The sequence below is a fragment of the Gemmatimonadota bacterium genome, from assembly GCA_016714015.1.
GTDB lineage: Bacteria > Gemmatimonadota > Gemmatimonadetes > Gemmatimonadales > Gemmatimonadaceae > Pseudogemmatithrix.
In genome coordinates, this window is record JADJNZ010000001.1 from 1231774 (window position 1) to 1251304 (window position 19531).

Consider the following 19531-nt stretch of genomic DNA (forward strand, 5'->3'; position numbering starts at 1 on the left):
CGGACGCTGCCCCCCGAAACCCACACTTCCGCGCGTCCCCCGAGCCCGCGACGCCCCGCGGGCGACACCCTGCCGGAGCCTCACCACGTGACCGCAGTCGCCCCAGTCTCGCCCGAGCTGCAGAAGCTCGCAGTCGATACTGTCCGCACGCTTTCGATGGATGCCGTGCAAGCCGCCGAGTCGGGTCATCCCGGCACGCCGATGGCCCTCGCCCCGCTCGCGTACGCGCTCTACACGCGCCACGTGAAGCACAATCCGGCCGATCCGCACTGGCCCGACCGCGATCGCGTGATCCTCTCCGCCGGCCATGCGTCGATGTTGCTCTACTCGACGCTCTACCTGAGCGGCTACGGCCTCACGCTCGACGACCTGAAGGCGTTCCGGCAGTGGGGATCGAAGACGCCGGGTCACCCCGAGTACGGCCACACCGCCGGCGTGGAGACGACCACCGGTCCGCTCGGCCAGGGCATCGGCAACGCGGTCGGCATGGCGGTCGCCGAGGCGCACCTCGCGTCGGTGTTCGATCGCGAGGGGCACACGCCGATCGACCACTACACCTGGTTCATCGCCGGCGACGGCTGCCTCATGGAAGGCATCTCGCACGAGGCCGCGTCGTTCGCTGGGCACCAGAAGCTGGGCAAGCTCATCGGCTTCTGGGACGACAACAACATCACCATCGACGGCCGCGTCTCGATCAGCTCGAGCGACGACGTCGCCAAGCGCTTCGCCGCGTACGGCTGGCAGGTGCTGCACCTCACCGACGTGAACGACCAGACCGCGATCGACCGCGTGATCGCCGAGGCCAAGGCCGACACCACGCGCCCGACGCTGGTCTGCACCAAGACGATCATCGGCTACGGCTCGCCCAACCGCGCCGACACCGCGAAGGCGCATGGCGAGGCGCTCGGCAAGGACGAGATCCTGCTCACCAAGCAGGCGTACGGCTGGCCGAGCACCGAGCCGTTCTTCGTGCCGGAGGCGGCGCTCGCGCACTGGCGCTCGTGCAAGGAGCGCGGCGTGAACCTGCAGGCGGCGTGGATGGCGAAGTTCGCCGAGTACACGAAGGCGTTCCCGAGCGAGGCGATGGAGCTCGGCCGCCGCTGGCATGGCGACCTGCCGGCCGGGTGGGAGAAGGCGCTCCCCGTGTTCGACGAGAAGACCGGCAACGTCGCGAGCCGTGCGGCGAGCGGGACCGTGATCAACGCGCTCGCGCCGGCGATCCCCGAGCTCATCGGCGGCTCGGCGGACCTCACCGGCTCCAACCTCACCGACGTGAAGGGCGCGCAGCTCTTCTCGGCCGAGCAGCGCGGCGGGCGGAACTTCCGCTTCGGCATCCGCGAGCACGGGATGGGCTCGATCATGAACGGGATGGCGTTGCACGGCGGGATCATCCCGTACGGCGGCACCTTCCTGGTGTTCGCGGACTACATGCGTCCGGCGATCCGCCTCGCGGCGCTGATGAAGCAGCAGGCGATCTACGTCTTCACGCACGACTCGATCGGACTCGGCGAGGACGGCCCGACGCACCAGCCGGTGGAGCATCTCGCGTCGTTGCGCTGCATCCCGGGGCTGCTCGTGCTGCGGCCGGCGGACGCGGCCGAGACAGCGGAAGCGTGGCGGATGGCGCTGCGGTACCGGACGGGCCCGAGCGCGATCGTGCTGACGCGCCAGAAGCTGCCGTTGATCGACCGGACGACGCACGCCGCGGTGAGCGGGGCGCACAAGGGCGCGTACGTGCTGAAGGATGCGCCGGCGGGCGTGGCGCCCGCGGCGGTGATCCTCGCGAGCGGATCAGAGGTGGAGATCGCGCTCAAGGCGCAGGCGGAGCTCGCGGCGGCGGGGACCGCGACCCGCGTGGTGTCGATGCTGTCGATGGAGGTGTTCGGCGCGCAGGACGCGGCGTATCAGGCGTCGGTGCTGCCGGCCGGGGTGAAGCGCGTGGCGATCGAGGCGGCGCACCCGATGAGCTGGCACCGGTGGGTCGGGACCGATGGGGTGATCGTGGGGATCGAGACGTTCGGGGCGAGTGCGCCGTTCCAGAAGTTGTATGAGGAGTATGGGATCACGGCGGGGGCGGTTGTGAGGGCCGTGCAGGGCTGAGCCGAGTCGCTCAGTCCGCGAGCAGTCCGAGTCGCTCGAGCACGGCGATGGCTTCGTCCGCGAGGTCTTCCGCCGTGTCCGGCGGCCGGGGACGGCGCTCGGCGAAGTGACTCAGCATCGACATCGCCAACGACGGACGTTCGCGCAACCACCTGGCGCGTGAGCGCACCTCGCTCCTCACATGCGCCGGCCACGCCGCAGCATCAGCCGGGATGTCCGATCCCACGAGTAGCACCGCGAGGTCCGCAAGGTCCTTGCTGTCCTCGGGTCGCTGTTGACCGCGGTCGTGATACGCTGCGCACTTCATGAGGAACAGGCCAGTGGATCCGAGGTGCCGCACGCCGGGATGACCTTGCATCGGGATGGCGGTCTCGATCGCCATCAGGTCGACCTGCGCTCCCGACGCGCCGGGAAAGTCGCCGGCGAATGAGAGGTCGAAGATGGAGCCATCCGGGCCGATCCAGCGGCCTTTGTGGCGCGACGTGAGATCGTGCGTGAATCCCGCAGCTGCCACCGCAGCCTCGACGGCGTGGGACTCCAGATAGCTCACCGCGATCCCGACGGCATCGACATCATCCGTCATTCGGGGCGCGTAGAACCGCTCGTCCACGTCGACGAGGAGCGGAAGCACCGTCCCCCCGATGAACACCAGCTTCGCTCGCACGTCCGCGAGGTGATCCGCCACGGCGGCGATCCGCCGGGCGGAGAGCGTGCGCTCCTCGCCCATCAGGTCAGGAGCCTGTTGAACTCCAGGCGCAGCAGTTCCCGCGCCACCTCGCGATCCCGCGCGTCCCCGAGCCGGAGCGCGTCGACAAGGGCCAGCTGGCGGTACAGGGGTGGATCCCGGAACGGGAGATCGGGCGCCGCGGGCACGAGGGGCTCGACGCCGATGCCGCGTGCATCATCGAGCTTCGAGGGCCAGACGAGCTCGAGGCCGGACGAAGCCGTACTTCGCGACTCGGCGAGGGCCCGCAGACCCGTGACCACACCGCGCGCCGCCGGCACGGTCTCCGGGACGAAGGCGTATGGAACCCCGTACGAGAGGAAATCGAGAGCCGGCCCGTCCGCCACCAGCGCCATCGCGCGGCGGGACTCGTGAGCCAGCCGACCCTGGACGAGACGCCTGACGCTCTCGTGGGCGGTACTCCTGCTGATTCCCAGCCGCTCTGCCATCGCGCCGTAGGAGTCAGCGGGATGCAGGCGGAGATACAGAAGACTGGCGATGTCGGAGGCTCTGAGCATGATCGTTCGGTGTTCGCGAACGTCGAACGATGTGTTCTTATTCCATTTATGTCAATGGGTTATGTGATGATTTCGGCGTTCGCGAACACCGAACGCTTGCGCGAGCCTCACTCGGGGGGTTCCGCTGGCGCCGAGTCCGACTGCGCCGGCCGATTCGGGAACCCCGTGCGCCGGACGAACTCCGCCCACGCCGCCTCGAGCTCGCCTGGGGGTCGCGGGTGCCGCTCGAGGTAGCTGGGGACGCTCCAGGTGATCAGCAGGGGCTCCGCGAAAAGGAAGAACTCCCTGTCCTCGCTCAGCCGTCGCCGCACCTTCTCGGCCTGCTCGGCATCGAGGTGGCCGTTGAGATAGCTGACGATGAGCTCGATGTCCGCTTCCTCACGAGCGATGCGGGCCCGACGGGCCCGACGGGCCGAACGGGCCGCACGGGCTTTCGCGCGCCTTTCGTCGGTCACAGTGTGGCGCCTCCTTCGCGCGCGGGCGGGCAGGCCGCCTTCCGATCCGCGACGCGGATGCCTGCCCGGCGGAGCGCCGCCCGGATCTCCCCCGTCGCCAATCGATAGTGTGTACGAATGGTACCGAGGCTGAGGCCGAGCTGCTCGGCCGTCTCCTCGTAACTGAATCCGTCCTCGCGGATGAGCTGGAAGACCTCACGACGCCGCGCCGGCATCGTCGCGAGCGTCAGGTCGAGGATGTCCGCCGCGGTGTCGGCGCGGGTGGGCAGCTCGACCTCACGCTCGACCATCCGGTCGAGCTGCTCCTCGGCCTCGTCGAGTGAGACCAGCAGGCGCTGTGCCTTGAACATGTCGATGGCGGTCTTGTGGACCGCCCCGAAGAAGTAGCGGTCGGACCGCTGTTCGGGGGTCAACTGCGACCACCGATACCAGATCTCCGCGCACGTCTGCGCCGCGGCATCGCGGGCATCCTCGCGAGAGAGGAGGCGCTCCGCATGCGCGACGAGCTTCCCGTGCAGCCGCACGTACTTCGCGCTGAACTCCTCCGCATCATCGGCGTCGGCGAGCGCGACCGACGCCCCGACGCTCGCACGCGCGACGCGCGCGGTACCCGCGACACGCGTGGGACGCGTGGCGCGCGCGGTGACTCTGGACCTGCCAGCTGCCGGTCGCATGCGGGTCGGGGTTGAGGGCCAAGCCTGCGGAACGGATGACGCGAGTGCCTCTACCTATACATCTCCCGAGATGGGCGATTCATATGAATGCCACGATGGCCGGTCGTCGTGCCATTCGGGCATTCATACAAAACGCCGTCCTGGAGAGATGAACGAGTAGAGGCCGTCGAATGGCGGAACGGCGATTCGAAGGGCGAGCAAGATGGGACCGAAGCATGGCGCGAGTCAAACAGGTGACGAGTCGGCGTGGACGGACGGGAAGACGACCTGGACGGCGATCAAGACGACGTGGCACCGCGGCGAGACGACGTGGCACCGCAGACAGACGACGTGGCACCGCAGACAGACGACGTGGCACCGCAGACAGACGACGTGGCACCGCAGACAGACGACGTGGCACCGCAGACAGACGACGTGGCACCGCAGACAGACGACGTGGCACCGCAGACAGATGACGTGGCACCGCAGACAGATGACGTGGCACCGCGGACAGACGACGTGGCACCGCGGACAGATGACGTGGCACCGCGGACAGATGACGTGGCACGGCAGCGAGACGACGTGGAAGTACAGCAAGACGACATGGAATCACCGGAACGCGATGTGGCACCAGATGCCGGCGCCCGTGACGGACGCACATGGGCGGGATCCCCGGGGCGAATGCGTCCACCCTCACTCATTTCCACAGGAGAAACAGATGGTCTCGAAGCAGAAGCAGAACCTGGAGACGTTCGTCCGCGTGGACGTGTTCCTCGAGCAGCACCCGGTGGCGGGGCCGCTCACCTACACCGGTCCGCGCGAGACGCTGCGGGACGTGGTGCGGCAGCTCCGCGAGTTCTCCGGCGCGCAGTTCGCCGGTCGCGCGCTCAGTCAGGCGGAGACGAGCCTGCAGCGCGATCTCATCGAGGGGATCGTGCAGGAGCACATGCGGCCGCTCGTCGCGATCGCGCGCACGCAGATCGAGCCGGATTCGCGTGTGCGACTGCCGGCGGCGATCCGCCTGCCGAAGCCGGGCGCGCGCGCAACGCGCATCCTGACGGCGAGCGACGGCATGATCGAGGCGGCGCGGCCCTACGAGGCGCAGTTCATCGCGAACGGGCTCCCCGCCGACTTCCTCGCGCGGTTCACCGCCGCGCGTGACGAGCTGGAGAAGGCCCTGGGCGGCCGCGCCGCGCACCTCGGGACGCAGGTCGGCGCCACGAGGGGCATCGCGGTGCAGCTGCGGCGTGGCCGGCGCGCGATCGAGCGGCTCGACTCGATCGTGCGCGCCTCGTTCTACCGCGACGAGGTGACGATGACCCGCTGGCGCACGGCCAAGCGCGTGCAGTTGCTCCCCAGTGGCGTGGGCGCGGGTGACGAGGACGAGACGCCCGCCGAGCCGGCGGAACGGGCGGCGTAGGTCGAAGGACGGGAGGACGAGGACGACGGCCAGCGGGGGACGCCCCGCTGGCCGTTGTCGTTCCCGGTACGCGGCCCTACCGCATCGGCGCGCGGCGTGCGCGCGGGGCCCGGCTCCGGCGGCGCGGGATCGGCGAGACGCCGGTCCGGAGATCCGCCCTCCCCGCTTCTCACCCGAACGGATCATCCGGCAGCACCACCGCCCGCCGCCGCCCCGCGATCGCCCCGTCGAGATGTAGCATCGCGAGCCCCACCCCCGCCGCGCCTTGCATCAATCCCGTCTGCGCCACCACCGCCTGCGGCGACGTGCGGTTCTCCGCCTGCACCCACTTCAGCGCGTCCCCCTCCGGCGTGGCGCGCGTGAGCGTGTCCTGCGCCACGAGTTCGGCGAACGCCAGCGCCTCCGCGCGCGCCGCGGTCCCCTGCACGAGCCCGTGCCGCGCGACGAAGTACTCGCTCACCCCGCAGTTGCCGCAGCACATCGAGACGTTGTTCCAGAACCCCGGCGAACGCTCGGGCACCCGCTGGTCGATCGTCGCCGTCGCGAGTTGTTCCGCGTACCGCGCGTACGTCGCGTCGTCGGTGAGGCGCGCCAGCGTGTGGAAGAGCCGCGCGGTGCCCGCCGGCCCGTGGCACCAGCTCAGATAGAAGAGCTGCTCGTTCCCCGGCGTCGAGTGATGCACCATCCGGCCGTCATGCGCGGTCGTCGTCGCGATATCCTGCAGGTAGCGCGCGCCGCCGATCGCGGCGCCGAGGAAGACCGGCTCGCGCGTCGCCTCGTGCAGCCGCGCGAGGAAGTAGGCGACGCCCGCGGTGCCGTGCGAGAAGTTCGGGTACTCGCGCGGCATCGTCGCGTTGATCCGCCAGCGGAACCGGCCGTCGGCGAGCGTCTGCGCGTTCGCCACCAGGTCGTGTCCCGCCTCGCGCGCGAGTCGCAGATCACGCGCATCACCGAAGAGGCGATGTGCCCAGAGCAGGTAGAGTCCCGTTCCTGCACTCCCGGAGATGATGTCGGTGGAGTCGCCCCCGCGCGCGGCGTCGCGCACCAGCTCGAGCGCCCGAAGCGCCCCTTGCCGGTGCGCCTCGTCGCGCGTGGCGCGCCACGCGAGTCCCAGCGCGAACCCCACGCCCGCGAGGCCGGTGTACAGCCCGGCGTTCGCGCGGTCCATCGTCCCGAGCGCTCGCACGAGATGGTCGGCGCTCCCCTGCACGAACTCCAGCGCGCGCGGCTCGCCCGTCGCGGCATGCAGCTCCACCCAGAACGGCAGCACGCCCGTCGTCCCGTTGTAGAGATCGTAGCCGACCTCGGCGGGCCGGTCGGGATCGGCCGACCAGAGGATCTCGCTGCCGCGGCGCTGCGCCGAGCGCTCGAGCCACCGCGAGGCGCGGAGCGCGGCCTCGAGATAGGGGCGCTCGCGACCCAGCGCGCGCAGGAGGTCGGGCGCGAATGCGAGCGCCGCGGCGCCCGCGAGTCCATGGCGAATCACCTGGCGACGATCCATGCGGTCCACCTCCGTCCCCCGAATCTGGCCCGCGCCCCCGCGCTTGGGAATCCGGCCGGGACCCGGTATCCTGCCTCCGTGCGCCGCCTCCTCCCGGGCCTTGGCCTCACGCTCCTCATCGGCGCGCTCGCGTTCGGCACCGCCGCGCTCGAGACGCGGCTCCTCGGCCAGCCGGTCATCGAAGGCCTCGTCGTCGCGATCCTGCTCGGGATGCTCGTGCGATCGGCGACGACGCTCCCGCCTTCGCTCGACGCCGGGATCGACGTCGCCGGCAAGCAGCTCCTCGAGCTCGCGATCGTACTGCTCGGCGCGTCGGTGGACCTGCCGCTGCTGCTGCGGGCCGGCCCCGCGCTCGCGATCGGGATCGTGCTGCTCGTGGTCGCCGGCCTCGCCGCCGGATACGGCATCGGCCGCGCCTTCGGCCTGCCCTCCCGCCTCGCGATCCTCGTCGCCGCCGGCAACGCGATCTGCGGCAACTCCGCCATCGCCGCCATCGCGCCGGTGATCGGCGCCGAGCGGGAGCATGTGGCGAGCGCGATCGCGTTCACCGCGATCCTCGGCGTGGCCGTCGTCCTCGGCCTCCCGCACCTGATGGGCCCGCTCGGCTTCAGCGAGTACCAGTACGGCGTCCTCGCCGGCCTCTCGGTCTATGCCGTGCCGCAGGTGCTCGCCGCCGCCTTCCCCGTCGGCGCGCTCGCGGGACAGGTGGGCACGCTCGTGAAGCTCGTGCGCGTGTTGATGCTCGGGCCGGTGGTGCTCTTCTTCACGCTCACGCATCGCGCGCCGGCGCCGCACGCCGATGCGGCCGTGATGGGCGCACGCGAGGGCCGCCGCGCCTTCCCGCTCGCGCGCGCCCTGCCCTGGTTCATCATCGGCTTCCTGGTGATGGCCGCGCTCCGCTCCGGCGGGGTGATCCCCGTGAACGCCGCGAGCCAGCTCAAGACCCTCTCGAGCTGGCTCACGTTGTTGGCGATGGCGGCCCTGGGGCTGGGCGTCGATCTCCGTGCCCTGCGGAAGGTCGGGATGTCGGTGGTGCTCACGGTGACGGTGTCGCTCGTGGTGCTCCTCGCGATGAGCATCGCCCTGATCCGGCTCTTGGCGATCGACGCCACGTAGTCCTTCCTCCTTCCACCTTCCCCCTTCTTCCCTAGAAGGAGACGCTGAACCCGCGCCCGCCGCCCAGGTTGCCGAACCGCGGATTCACCACGCTGTTGAAGATCGACCCGAACTGGTACCGCACGCCGAAGAACGCGAAGTACCGGTAGTTGGTCTGCAGGGCGCGGAGCCGGGTGAGCACTTCCTGCTGGGAGGCGCCGTCGCGGGGGAGGTAGAGCTGGTCGCGCACGCGCGAGAGCGAGCCGTCGACGTTGAAGGAGAAACCGCGGCCGAGTCGCACGTTCACGCCGCCGCTGATTCCCGCGTTGTAGTACTTGAGTCCGTCGAGGAACTGCGACCCGTAGAGCGTCACGTTCGCTTCGCCCCAGGGCTGCCGCGCGGCGTAGGTCATGTCGAGCGTGTGCTGCGGGCGCGTCTCCTGGATCCTGCCGAAGACCGTCGTGTCCTTGTACGAGAAGCTGCTCGCGCCGACGGTGTAGAGCACTGCGAACTTGCGCCGCGCGAAGTCCTTGTAGGGATAGAAGTCCCACTCGACCGCCGCCGCGCCGATCGTCGCGAGGTCGATGTTGCCGAAGTCCGACTGCTCGCTCGCGATGCGGCCGCCCACCGACCAATGGTCGTTGATGCTCTTCACCACCATGCCGCTCACGCTCGCGCTCCGGCGCAGGGCGACGATGGTGGTGTCGGTCACCGAGTCGAGCGCGAAGGTGAACTTCGACTCGTCATAGGAGTTGTTGGCGCTCAGCCGGATCTTCCACTGCTCGGTGGTGCGATTCGCGTTGAGGTCGATCCACCCGTTCCGGAAGGCCTGCTGCGACTCGCCGTTGAGGAAGCCGTTGGCCGAGATGCTGTAGGTCCAGAAGTTCCAGCGGTCGCGCGCCGGCGGCGGGGCGGCGCCGTCGCTGCCCGTGGGGGCCGTGTATGCGACCGTGAGGCGGGGCCCGAGCGGACCGCGCGCCGCGTAGGGGAGGAGCAGCTGGCTGATCACGCGCATCAGCTGCCGGCGGATGATGTCGTTGGCGTCGTTCGGGTTGGTCGTGAACTCGAGCGTGTCGGTCTTGCCCTGGTAGGTCCGCTGGCCGATGGCGACCACGGCGTACTGTCGTCCGCCGGAGCCGGTCGATTGCGACGTGACGAGGATGTGGAAGTCGGCATCGAGCCGGTCGCGCATCCAGTTGACCCACTTCATCTCGCTGACGAGGAACTCGTCGTCGCAGCCGCGCTCGTCGCAGTCGAGGAAGGCGCGGAGGGCGCCCTGCTGGGAGGTGTCCGCGGCGGGCGCGGGCGGCGTCTCCTGCGTTCGGGCCGGGGCGGCCGCCATCAATAGAAGGGCGAGGGCTCCGAGGATCGGGGTCCGCAGGGACATCTGGCGCTCACGGCGAAGGTGGGGAGACGGCCTGAGCCGCCCGACGGTCGAGGGGAGCGACCGGTTTCAGCCACTTTGGACACCGCGGGGTGGGGAATCGTTGCGCGGGGGGGGCGTCAGCGCCCGCGGCGGATCGGGATGGACGACACGCGGATGCTGCCGGTGCGGGGCGACCGCATCGGGGGCCCGATCATGATCTCGACGTCCCGGCCGAGGCGAGTCAGGAACTCCATGATCCGGTGAGTGGAGAAGCCCTTGAAGTCCCCACGCAGGAGCCGCGACACCTTCGGCTGGTCGATGCCCATCAGCGCGGCAGCCTTCGCCTGCGTGAGCCTTCTCGCCTTGATGGTGCGCCCGATCTCGATCACCAGATTCGATTTCGCGAAGAGTTCCTCGGCATCGGGGAGGTCGAGATCGGCGAAGACGTTCCCGCTCCCGACGAAGACCTCCACCTCTTCTGCTTCCCGCGACCGCTTCCGCTGGGTCATTCGCGCTCCTGTGTCGGACCTCGGCTCGACTCCATCCAGCGGACGGGCGTCAGTGCCGGTGCCGGCGGAGAGGCGGCGACCGCTGCGACGTAGGAAAGGTATGCTCTTTTAGGCATGTCCGGTCAAGTGAGGGCCGCGACCGAACCTGTCCCACCCCCGCCGGCGCCCCAGCACCCCTCCCACGCCACGCGTACCACCCACACGCATCACGCGTTTGCCAAGCCCTCGCCCGAGGGCCACATTCTCCCCGCTCCGCGCCGTTCCCTCTCGCATCGCCCCGATGACCACCCGCCGCGACTTCCTCGCCACCACCGGCCTCGCCGCGAGCGCCCTCACGCTCGCCGCGCGACGCGCCGATGCCGCCGGCACGCGTTCGCCCATCCTCACCGCGAACACCGAGCCCGATCCGCAGGTGAAGGTCCTCCTCCTCGAGGCCCTCACCGCCGCCAAGCTCGCCGGCGCCTCCTGGGCCGATGCCCGCATCCAGCGCCAGCGCCGCCAGAACATCGGCACGCGCGAGCAGCAGGTCACCAACGTCTCCGACACCGACACCATCGGCTGCGGCGTCCGCGTGATCGTGGACGGCACCTGGGGCTTCTCGGCCACCCGGTCGCTCACCAAGGAGGGCGTCGCGCGCGCCGCGCAGCGCGCGGTCTCGCTCGCCAAGGCCAATCGCGTCGCGCGCGAGCGCCTCGTGCGCCTCGCGCCCACCGAGGTGCATCCCAACGCGACCTGGAAATCGGGCTACACGATCGATCCCTGGTCCATCCCGGTCGAGGAGAAGGTCGCGCTGCTCTTCGCGGCGAACGCCGAGGCGATGAAGGTCAAGAACATCCGCTTCGTGAACTCGAACCTCTCGTTCGTGAAGGAGGAGCGCTCCTACGCCAACAGCGAAGGGTCGATGATCACGCAGGACGTCGTCCGCTCCTGGGTGACGATGAGCTGCACCGCGGTCAGCGACGACCGCACCGAGACCGCCACGCGCGGTCCCGAGGTGGTGCAGCCCATGGGCCGTGGCTGGGAGTACGTGCTCGAGAACGACATCGTGAAGAACGCGACGGTGTGGGCCGAGCAGGCGCGCGAGAAGCTCACGGCGCGCCCGGTGGACGTGGGGCGCTGGGACCTCATCCTGCACCCCTCGCAGCTCTTCCTCACCATCCACGAGTCGATCGCGCACCCCACCGAGCTCGACCGCGCGATGGGGTACGAGGCCAACTACGCGGGCACGTCGTTCATCGCCCCGCCCGACAACGTGCTCGGCAAGCTGCGCCTCGGCCCCGACATGCTCACCATCCGCGGCAACCGGTCGGAGAAGGACGGCCTCGCCACCATCGGGTACGACGACGACGGCGTGAAGCCCGACGAGTTCGACATCATCCGCAACGGGATCTTCTGGGACTACCAGACCACGCGCGAGCAGGCCGAGTGGCTGCGCCCCTGGTACGAGAAGAACGGCATGCCGGTCCGCTCGCACGGCTGCGCCTACGCGCAGAGCTGGAGCGACGTCGCCTTCCAGCGGATGCCGAACGTCTCGATCGTCCCCGACCAGCAGGTCGACCGCTCGCTCGACGACATGGTCGCCGCGACGGACAAGGGGATCGTGATGATCGGCCGTTCGTCGTACTCGATCGACCAGCAGCGCTACAACGCGCAGTTCGGCGCGCAGGTCTGTTACGAGGTGAAGGGCGGGAAGATCGTCGGCCAGCTCCGCGACGTCGCCTACGTCATGCGGACCCCCGACTTCTGGAACTCGGTCGACCTGCTCGGCGGCAAGTCGAGCTACGAGCTCGGCGGCACCTTCAATGACGGCAAGGGCCAGCCCGGGCAATCGAACGCGGTGAGCCATGGCTGTCCGCCGGTGCGCTTCAAGAACATCAACGTGATCAACACGGGGCGTCAGCTGTGAGCACCCTCCGACACCACCCCGACGCGCCCAAGCGCCTGATCGCCCACGACGTCGCCTCGCGCCATGGCGTGATCGACGAGGCGCTCGTCCTCTCGCGCGCCGAGTGCGAGGACATCGTCCAGCGCGCGCTCACGCTCTCCAAGGCCGATGCCTGCCGCATCAACATCGGCGCGAGCTACCAGACCAACCTGCGGTTCGCCGACAACCAGATGTCCACCTCGGGCATCTCCGACGACGCGTCGATCACCATCAGCTCGGTCTTCGGCAAGAAGCGCGCGAGCGTCACCACCAACGACACCTCGCCCGACGGGCTCGCGCGCGCGGTCGCGCAGTCGGAGGCGCTCGCCAAGCTCTCGCCCGACGACCCGGAACTCATGCCGGAGCTCGGTGCGCAGACGTACGCGAGCATCCCCGCCTGGTTCGACTCGACCGCGAACCTGAGCGCCGAGGACCGGGCGAAGGCCGCGCTCACCGCGCTCGAGCCGGCCCGGAAGGCGAAGGACCTCACGGTCGCCGGCTTCATCGATTGCTCGGCGAACGCCACGGCGATCGGCACGAGCGCGGGGTTGTTCGCCTATCACCGGAGCACCGGCGCCAACTACACGCTCACCGTCCGCACCAACGACGGCACCGGCTCCGGCTGGGTGGGCGGTGACGAGAACGACTTCTCCAGGATCGACTTCGCCGGCATCGCCACCCGCGCCATCGACAAGGCGCGCGCGTCGCGCAACCCGCAGGCGATCGAACCGGGCCGCTACACGGTGATCTTCGAGCCGCAGGCGGTGAGCGACCTCATCGGCTCGGTGCGCGGCGCGATGAACGCGCGCTCGGCGGAGGAGGGACGGTCGCCGTTCAGCGTGCGCGGGCCCAATGGCAACGGCACCAAGCTCGGCGAACGGATCATGGACACGCGGGTCACGCTCGTCACCGATCCGGCCGACCCGCAGATCCTCGGCTCGCCCTTCGACGGCGAGGGGATGCCGACGGGCCGGCAGGTGTGGGTGGAGAACGGCGTGCTCAAGCAGCTCGCCTACTCGCGCTTCTGGGCCGCGCGGAAGGGCGTGCAGCCCAACAGCGGCGGGGGCGGCGGCTTCGGCGGTGGGGGCGGCGGCGGGCTCAAGATGCTCGGCGGCGATTCCACGCTCGACGCGATGATCCAGGGCACCGAGCGCGCAGTGCTCGTCACGCGCCTCTGGTACCTGCGCGTGGTGGACGGCCGCACGCTCGTGTACACCGGCCTCACGCGCGACGGCACCTTCCTCGTCGAGAACGGCAAGGTCGCGCGGAGCATCAAGAACTTCCGCTTCAACGACTCGCCGCTCTTCCTGCTGAACAACCTCGAAGCGGTGGGCCCGTCGGTGCGTGTCGCCGAGGGCGGGAGCGTGGTGCCGGCGCTCAAGGCGCGCGACTTCAGCTTCACCTCGCTCTCCGACGCCGTCTGATCGATGCCGAACTCCCGGTACCCCTGGGCCCGCTGGACCGACGAGCGCCTGCTGTTGCTGCGCTTCAAGGACCTCGGGCTCAAGCTGGAGGGGACCTGGGTGCAGGACTGCATCGACGAGCTGCATGGCGAACTGGAGGACCGCGGGCTGCGGCTCAAGCCGCATGTCTGGGTGAGCGACGAGTGGTTCTCGCCGGGCGGGGTGTCGGGGTTCGCGGTGCCCTTCTACCTGCTGCATCCGCGCCTGATGAAGCTCGAGCGCTCGCAGCTCATCGAGATCGAGGGCGGGCAGCACCACGAGTGCATGAAGATCATGCGCCACGAGTGCGGCCACGCCATCCAGCACGGCTACCAGTTGCATCGACGGCGCGAGTGGCAGCGGCTCTTCGGCAAGTCGAGCGTGCGCTACCCCGAGGCGTACCGTCCCAACCCGGCGAGCAAGCGCTACGTGCAGCACCTGCGCCGCTGGTACGCGCAGAGCCATCCCGACGAGGACTTCGCCGAGACCTTCGCCGTCTGGCTCCGGCCGCGCAGCGACTGGCGCCGGCGGTACGCGGGGTGGCCCGCGTTGCAGAAGCTCGAGTACGTTGATGCCCTGATGCAGGAACTGGAAGGCGTCGTCCCCTCGCACCGCAACCGCGAGGTGGTCGACCCGCTCCGCTCGCTCAAGCGCACCCTGTTCGAGCACTACACGTACCGCAAGGCGATCTACTCGGTGGAATACCCGAAGACCTACGACGACGACCTGCAGCGGCTCTTCTCCGACGACCCGCGGCACCGCATCCGCCCCACCGCCGCGGCCTTCCTCCGCCAGCACCGCGCCGACATCCGCCGCATCGTCTCGCGCTGGACGGGCGAGTACCAGTTCTCGCTCGACCAGGTGCTCGAGGACATGATCGGCCGCTGCAAGGAGCTGCGGCTCCGCGTCCCCGGCAACGAGCGCCAGCTCCTGACCGACTTCCTCGTGCTGCTCACCGCGCGCACGATGGGCTTCCTCGTCGGACAGGGCCGTCGCGACTGGATCGCCGTATGAGGGCGGCATGAAGCGGCTCACGATCCTCGTCCTCACGCACCCCGACCTCGTGCCCCCCGAGGTCGAGGGCGTGCTCTCGGCGCGCGAGGCGTTCGACATCAAGACCGAGTTCGACGTCATCTCCACGCTGCGCGAGACGGGGCACGACGTCCACGTCCTCGGCGTGCAGTGGGAGCTGCGCCCCATCCGCGAGGCGGTGGACGCGCTCAAGCCGGACATCGTCTTCAACCTGCTCGAGGAGTTCCACGGCGAGACGATGTACGACCAGAACGTCGTGAGCTACCTCGAGCTCATGAAGGTGAAGTACACCGGCTGCAACCCGCGCGGCCTCATGCTCTCGCGCGGCAAGGCCCTCTCCAAGAAGCTCCTCGCGTACCACCGCATCCGCGTCCCCGACTTCGCCGTCTTCCCCATGGGGCGCAAGGTGAAGCGGCCGCGCCACCTCGCCTTCCCGCTCATCGTCAAGTCCCTCATCGAGCACTCGTCGCTCGGCATCTCGCAGGCCTCGGTCGTGGACAGCGACGAGAAGCTCGCCGAGCGGGTGCGGTTCATCCATGAGCGCATCGGGACCGATGCCATCGCCGAGCAGTTCATCGGCGGGCGCGAGATCTACGTGAGCGTCCTCGGCAACGACCGGCTCGCGGCCTTCACGCCATGGGAGCTGGTGGTGGAGAAGCAGGACCCCGACGCGCCGCTCATCGCCACGGCGAAGATGAAGCACGACCCGGAGTACCAGGCGAAGAAGGGGATCGCGATCCGGGCCGCGCAGCAGATCCATCCCGACGCCGAGGCGCGGCTGCTGCACGACAGCAAGCGCATCTATCGGATCCTCGAGCTCACCGGGTACGCCCGGATCGACTTCCGGCTCGACGAGGAAGGGCGGACCTGGTTCCTCGAGGCGAATCCCAACCCCGACATCGCGCGCGAGGAGGAGTTCGCGCAGGCGGCGGCGCACGACGGGATCCCGTACCCGAAGCTGCTCGAGCGGATCGTGCGGATGGGGTTGCGGCAGGAGTAGGCTTGGGGGCAACGGGATGCCCCCGCCGCGCGTAATTCCGGTCTATGCCTTCCATGCTCCGCCGCCTTCTGTGCGTCCTGATGGCCGCGACCGCCGCCACGCGCCTCCCCGCGCAGGACAGCGCCGCGGTCGAGACGCGCCAGCCGGATACGCGCCTGCGCGTCTTCCTCGACTGCCCGTCCGGCGGCTGCGATCGCAACTACATGATCACCGAGCTGCCGTTCGCGCTCTGGACGCAGGACCGGCTCGACGCGGACGTGCACCTGCTCATCACGCGCATGGGCACGGCCTCGGGCGGCGGGCAGTACACCTACACCTTCATCGGCCTCAAGCAGTTCGCCACGCGGATCGATACGCTCGTCGGCTTCGTGCCGCCCAACGTCACCGACGAGCTGCGCCGTCGTGAGGTCGCCCGCGTGTCGAAGATCGGCCTCGTGCCCTTCGCGATGCGCCTGCCCGGCGCCGAGCGCTTCTCGGTCGCGTACGTCGCACCGGCGAACGCCCCGGCGGCCCCGGCGATGCGCGCGATGCAGGACCCGTGGGACTTCTGGGTCATGCGCCTCCGCGGCAATGGCGCCGGCGGCGCCGAGAGCCGGTCGAGCAGCTACGAGTTCAGCTCCGGCATCAGTGCCTCGCGCGTCACGGAGGACTGGAAGGTCTCGTTCAACGCCAACCAGCAGTACCGTGCCAACCGGTTCACGCTCTCGGACGGCAGCGAGCGGCGCTTCTTCCTCCGCAGCGCCGACGCGAGCGCGCGCATCGTGAAGAGCGTGGACGACCATTGGTCCATCGGCGCGCGGGCGGGCACCGCCTTCTCGGAGTTCTCCAACACGCAGGCGAGCGCCTCGGCGGACGTGTCGGCCGAGTACAACTGGTATCCTTGGGCGCAGGCGACGAGCCGCCAGCTCATCGCGCTCGTCGCGCTCGGCAGCCGGTTCAACGACTACTACGAGACGACGATCTACGGCCTCACCACCGAGCATCGGCCCGTCGCGCGGGCGGTGATCGCGGGCGAGTCGCGCCAGGTGTGGGGCACCGTCGATGCGCAGGCGCGCTACACGCGTTTCCTGCACGACGACCGGACCTACAGCATGAGCTTCACGGGGCGGACGAACTTCCGGTTGACCCGCGGCCTGTCGCTGGAGCTGCGCGGCGACGCGGCCAAGGTGAACGACCAGCTCTATCTCCCCCGCGGCGACGCGACCGATGACGAGGTCCTCACGCGGCAGCGCGCGCTCGCGACGGCGTACCGGCTGAGCGGGTCGATCGGGATCAACTTCACGTTCGGGTCGATCTACAACACGATCGTCAATCCGCGGCTCGACGACCTGGGGCAGTAGGAACGCCGTCGCTCAACCGACCTTCATCGCGAAGGTGATGGAGTTGCCGCCCGGTTCGCGCACGCCGATCTCGTCCATGCCGTAGAAGGTCGTCCGCCGCTCGAAGACGCGGGGCGCCCCGGCGATCTCCCGGATGACCGCATCGAGGTCGTCCACCTCGAGGAAGAGGAAGGTGCCGCCCGTCGGCAGGTCGGTGAGTGCCGCGATGTCGGCGGCGACGCTCGCGCGCGTCTGGTACATGACCTCGAGCCCGTCCTTCACGAGGATCACGAATCCCAGCACGTCACCGTGCGGGACCTCGGCGACGTTCACCCAGCCGAGTCGTTCCCAGAAGGGGAGGCAGGGTTCGATCGCGTCGACCAGCAGCACCGGGGAGAGCTTCTTGAGGGCATGGGACACGGGTCGACCTTCCGGCTGAGGGAGGCGTTAAGTTATCACGCGATGCCAGACGCCACCGCCCCACGCCACGGCCTCCTCGGCCTCTCCTACCGGCAGATCATCGCGCTCATCGCGCTGGTCAACGCCTTCGTCGCGACCTACCTGCACCTCTGGAAGCTCGGCCTCGCCGGTGAACTCTCGTGCGGCGCGAGCGGCGGGTGTCACATCGTCCAGTTCTCGGCGTACAGCTGGTTCCTCGGCGTCGACGTCGCGCTGATCGGCGCGATCGGGTACACCCTCATCCTCGTCACGGCGCTCGTCGGGTCGTTCGCCTCGCGCGAGGATGCCCGCGGGCCGGCGCTCGTGCTCGCGGCGCTGGTGTACCCGGCCTTCCTCTTCACGCTGCGACTCAAGTACTTCGAGTTCCTCGTGCTGCGGACCTTCTGCCCCTGGTGCGCGATCTCCGCCGTCTCCATCACCGTGCTCAGCGTGATCGTCGCGCTCGAGTTGCGGCGCACCGCGCGGCGATGAGCGGCCGCACCCTCACGCATTTCGCGGGCGGCGCGCGGCTCGCGGCCCACACCGCGCGCACCGCCCCGCCCGCCCGTGGGGGGCGGGGGGCGGGCGCGCGCCCGGCCCGCCGCCGCGCCCGCCCCGCGCCGGGGGGCGGCGGCGGCGGGCGGGGGGGCCGGGGGCCGGGGGGGGGGGGGGCGCGGCGCGCCCGCCCCCGCCCCGCCCGCCCCCCGCGCCCCCGGCCGGCCGCGCCCGCGCCCCGCGCCCCGCGCGGGCGGGGGGGGGGGGGGTCGACGACGCCCGCAGCGAGGTCCGACGCGGCATCGACGTGGTCGAGTTCGCCTGCGGCATCCCGCATCTCATGAAGGGCGAGTTCTCCGACGGCGTCTCGCGCGGCATCGACATGCACTCCATGCGCCAGCCCCTCGGCGTCGTCGCCGGGATCACGCCGTTCAACTTCCCGGCGATGGTGCCGCTCTGGATGCTCGGTCCCGCCCTCGCGACGGGGAACGCCGTGGTGCTGAAGCCGAGCGAACGCGATCCGGGCACACCGCTCCGCCTCGCAGAGCTGTGGGTCGAGGCCGGTGGTCCGCCCGGGACGTTCAATGTCCTCAACGGCGACAAGGAGGCGGTCGATGCGCTCCTCGTCGATCCGGTCGTGCAGGCGGTGAGCTTCGTCGGTTCAACGCCGGTCGCGCAGCATGTGCACACGACCTCCGCTGCGCACGGCAAGCGCGTGCAGGCGATGGGCGGCGCCAAGAACCACTGCGTGGTCCTCCCCGACGCCGACCTCGCACAGGTCGCGAACGCGCTCATGGGCGCGGCCTACGGGTCCGCGGGCGAGCGGTGCATGGCCGTCTCCGTCGCCGTCGTCGTGGGTGAGGCGAGCGCCGACGCACTGGTCGCCGCGCTCGCTCCGCGCGTCGCGGCCCTCGAGGTCGGCCCGCCGACGGTCGGCCGCCCGGACATGGGACCGCTCGTCACCGGCACGCATCGCGCGCGCGTCGCCGAGTACATCGGGATCGGTGAATCGGAAGGGGCCACGGTGGTGGTGGATGGCCGCACGCATCCGCGCGCGTCAGGACCGGGCTTCTTCCTTGGCGGCACGCTCCTCGACCGCGTGACGCCCGCGATGCGCGTCTACCAGGAGGAGATCTTCGGTCCGGTGCTCTGCGTCGTGCGCGTCGCGAGCGCCGACGAGGCGCTCGCCCTCTGCGATGCGCACCGCTTCGGCAACGGCGTCGCGATCTTCACGCGCTCGGGTGGCGCGGCGCAGGACTTCGCCCATCGCGTGCGCTGCGGGATGGTGGGGATCAACGTCGCGATCCCCGTGCCGCTGGCCTTCCATTCGTTCGGCGGCTGGAAGGACTCGGCGTTCGCCGATCACAACCAGTATGGCATGGAAGGCGTGCGGTTCTATACGCGGGTGAAGACGGTGACGACGCGGTGGCCGGCGGGAGATGGACGAGTCGAGTTCTCCATGCCGGTGCTGCGGTGAGAAGGAGCGAGGAGCGAGGGGAAGGAGCGAGGAACAAGGGAGAGTGAGAGGAGCGAGCGAGAG

General features: G+C 69.9%; 18 protein-coding genes. 10 read left to right on the forward strand and 8 right to left on the reverse strand.

Annotated elements, in window-relative coordinates:
* Positions 1-156 precede the first annotated feature (156 nt).
* Positions 157-2100 (forward strand): transketolase, encoded by a 1944-nt coding sequence (gene tkt, locus IPJ78_05220; protein ID MBK7905950.1) that lies wholly within the window; start codon positions 157-159, stop codon positions 2098-2100.
* Between the two features lie 10 nt (positions 2101-2110).
* On the opposite strand, the gene IPJ78_05225 is transcribed toward tkt, so the two are convergent.
* The 4 genes from IPJ78_05225 to IPJ78_05240 form a co-directional block, all read right to left on the reverse strand.
* On the reverse strand, positions 2111-2827 hold the full coding sequence (locus IPJ78_05225) for a nucleotidyl transferase AbiEii/AbiGii toxin family protein (protein ID MBK7905951.1): 717 nt from the start codon (positions 2825-2827) through the stop codon (positions 2111-2113).
* Positions 2827-3180: a hypothetical protein gene (locus IPJ78_05230; protein MBK7905952.1), complete on the reverse strand. Its 354-nt coding sequence runs from the start codon at positions 3178-3180 to the stop codon at positions 2827-2829. The genes IPJ78_05225 and IPJ78_05230 overlap by 1 nt, the downstream gene beginning before the upstream one ends.
* A gap of 269 nt (positions 3181-3449) precedes the next feature.
* On the reverse strand, positions 3450-3797 hold the full coding sequence (locus IPJ78_05235) for a hypothetical protein (GenBank protein ID MBK7905953.1): 348 nt from the start codon (positions 3795-3797) through the stop codon (positions 3450-3452).
* Positions 3794-4471 carry a sigma-70 family RNA polymerase sigma factor gene (locus tag IPJ78_05240; GenBank protein MBK7905954.1) on the reverse strand — a complete coding sequence of 226 codons (678 nt, stop codon included), beginning with the start codon at positions 4469-4471 and terminating at the stop codon, positions 3794-3796. The genes IPJ78_05235 and IPJ78_05240 overlap by 4 nt, the downstream gene beginning before the upstream one ends.
* A 697-nt stretch (positions 4472-5168) precedes the next feature.
* Between IPJ78_05240 and IPJ78_05245 the strand changes: the two genes are divergently transcribed.
* Complete coding sequence (locus tag IPJ78_05245; protein ID MBK7905955.1) at positions 5169-5870, forward strand: hypothetical protein; 702 nt, start codon at positions 5169-5171, stop codon at positions 5868-5870.
* A gap of 169 nt (positions 5871-6039) precedes the next feature.
* Here IPJ78_05245 and IPJ78_05250 read toward each other — a convergent pair whose 3' ends face one another.
* A complete protein-coding gene (locus IPJ78_05250) occupies positions 6040-7371 on the reverse strand; it encodes a hypothetical protein (GenBank protein ID MBK7905956.1) in 1332 nt (443 codons plus the stop codon).
* On the opposite strand from IPJ78_05250, the gene IPJ78_05255 reads away from it, so the two are divergent.
* Positions 7345-8487: a putative sulfate exporter family transporter gene (locus tag IPJ78_05255; GenBank protein ID MBK7905957.1), complete on the forward strand. Its 1143-nt coding sequence runs from the start codon at positions 7345-7347 to the stop codon at positions 8485-8487. The two genes, IPJ78_05250 and IPJ78_05255, sit on opposite strands and share 27 nt — an antisense overlap.
* A gap of 31 nt (positions 8488-8518) precedes the next feature.
* Here the strand turns inward: IPJ78_05255 and IPJ78_05260 are convergent, their stop codons facing one another.
* On the reverse strand, positions 8519-9853 hold the full coding sequence (locus IPJ78_05260) for a hypothetical protein (protein ID MBK7905958.1): 1335 nt from the start codon (positions 9851-9853) through the stop codon (positions 8519-8521).
* 116 nt (positions 9854-9969) lie between these two features.
* Positions 9970-10341, reverse strand: coding sequence for an XRE family transcriptional regulator (locus tag IPJ78_05265; protein ID MBK7905959.1), 372 nt, complete (start codon positions 10339-10341; stop codon positions 9970-9972).
* Positions 10342-10621: 280 nt separating this feature from the next.
* On the opposite strand from IPJ78_05265, the gene IPJ78_05270 reads away from it, so the two are divergent.
* From IPJ78_05270 to IPJ78_05290, 5 genes are all read left to right on the forward strand, one after another.
* Entirely contained in the window at positions 10622-12247 is a 1626-nt protein-coding gene (locus IPJ78_05270; protein MBK7905960.1) for a TldD/PmbA family protein, read from the forward strand.
* Positions 12248-12318: 71 nt separating this feature from the next.
* Entirely contained in the window at positions 12319-13689 is a 1371-nt protein-coding gene (locus IPJ78_05275; GenBank protein MBK7905961.1) for a TldD/PmbA family protein, read from the forward strand.
* Positions 13690-13692: 3 nt separating this feature from the next.
* Entirely contained in the window at positions 13693-14721 is a 1029-nt protein-coding gene (locus IPJ78_05280; protein ID MBK7905962.1) for a putative zinc-binding metallopeptidase, read from the forward strand.
* A 7-nt stretch (positions 14722-14728) separates the two neighbouring features.
* On the forward strand, positions 14729-15739 hold the full coding sequence (locus IPJ78_05285) for a D-alanine--D-alanine ligase (GenBank protein MBK7905963.1): 1011 nt from the start codon (positions 14729-14731) through the stop codon (positions 15737-15739).
* A gap of 53 nt (positions 15740-15792) precedes the next feature.
* The gene (locus IPJ78_05290) at positions 15793-17079 is read left to right on the forward strand and encodes a hypothetical protein (GenBank protein ID MBK7905964.1); all 1287 of its coding nucleotides are present in this window, start codon (positions 15793-15795) and stop codon (positions 17077-17079) included.
* Positions 17080-17091: 12 nt separating this feature from the next.
* Here the strand turns inward: IPJ78_05290 and IPJ78_05295 are convergent, their stop codons facing one another.
* Positions 17092-17478, reverse strand: coding sequence for a VOC family protein (locus IPJ78_05295; protein ID MBK7905965.1), 387 nt, complete (start codon positions 17476-17478; stop codon positions 17092-17094).
* 42 nt (positions 17479-17520) lie between these two features.
* Between IPJ78_05295 and IPJ78_05300 the strand changes: the two genes are divergently transcribed.
* On the forward strand, positions 17521-17988 hold the full coding sequence (locus IPJ78_05300) for a vitamin K epoxide reductase family protein (protein ID MBK7905966.1): 468 nt from the start codon (positions 17521-17523) through the stop codon (positions 17986-17988).
* A gap of 304 nt (positions 17989-18292) precedes the next feature.
* The gene (gene mmsA / locus IPJ78_05305; protein MBK7905967.1) at positions 18293-19468 is read left to right on the forward strand and encodes a CoA-acylating methylmalonate-semialdehyde dehydrogenase; all 1176 of its coding nucleotides are present in this window, start codon (positions 18293-18295) and stop codon (positions 19466-19468) included.
* Positions 19469-19531: the final 63 nt, after the last annotated feature.

What these genes read in the sequence shown, in the direction of transcription:
- IPJ78_05270 (MBK7905960.1), top strand. Translation starts at nt 10,622, where the DNA reads ATGACCACCCGCCGCGACTTCCTCGCCACCACCGGCCTCGCCGCGAGC.
- IPJ78_05290 (MBK7905964.1), top strand. Translation starts at nt 15,793, where the DNA reads ATGCTCCGCCGCCTTCTGTGCGTCCTGATGGCCGCGACCGCCGCCACG.
- IPJ78_05260 (MBK7905958.1), bottom strand. Translation starts at nt 9,853, where the DNA reads ATGTCCCTGCGGACCCCGATCCTCGGAGCCCTCGCCCTTCTATTGATG.
- IPJ78_05255 (MBK7905957.1), top strand. Translation starts at nt 7,345, where the DNA reads ATGGCGAATCACCTGGCGACGATCCATGCGGTCCACCTCCGTCCCCCG.
- IPJ78_05245 (MBK7905955.1), top strand. Translation starts at nt 5,169, where the DNA reads ATGGTCTCGAAGCAGAAGCAGAACCTGGAGACGTTCGTCCGCGTGGAC.
- tkt (MBK7905950.1), top strand. Translation starts at nt 157, where the DNA reads ATGGATGCCGTGCAAGCCGCCGAGTCGGGTCATCCCGGCACGCCGATG.
- IPJ78_05280 (MBK7905962.1), top strand. Translation starts at nt 13,693, where the DNA reads ATGCCGAACTCCCGGTACCCCTGGGCCCGCTGGACCGACGAGCGCCTG.
- IPJ78_05240 (MBK7905954.1), bottom strand. Translation starts at nt 4,471, where the DNA reads ATGCGACCGGCAGCTGGCAGGTCCAGAGTCACCGCGCGCGCCACGCGT.
- IPJ78_05250 (MBK7905956.1), bottom strand. Translation starts at nt 7,371, where the DNA reads ATGGATCGTCGCCAGGTGATTCGCCATGGACTCGCGGGCGCCGCGGCG.
- IPJ78_05230 (MBK7905952.1), bottom strand. Translation starts at nt 3,180, where the DNA reads ATGGCGCTGGTGGCGGACGGGCCGGCTCTCGATTTCCTCTCGTACGGG.
- IPJ78_05265 (MBK7905959.1), bottom strand. Translation starts at nt 10,341, where the DNA reads ATGACCCAGCGGAAGCGGTCGCGGGAAGCAGAAGAGGTGGAGGTCTTC.
- IPJ78_05285 (MBK7905963.1), top strand. Translation starts at nt 14,729, where the DNA reads ATGAAGCGGCTCACGATCCTCGTCCTCACGCACCCCGACCTCGTGCCC.
- IPJ78_05225 (MBK7905951.1), bottom strand. Translation starts at nt 2,827, where the DNA reads ATGGGCGAGGAGCGCACGCTCTCCGCCCGGCGGATCGCCGCCGTGGCG.
- IPJ78_05300 (MBK7905966.1), top strand. Translation starts at nt 17,521, where the DNA reads ATGCCAGACGCCACCGCCCCACGCCACGGCCTCCTCGGCCTCTCCTAC.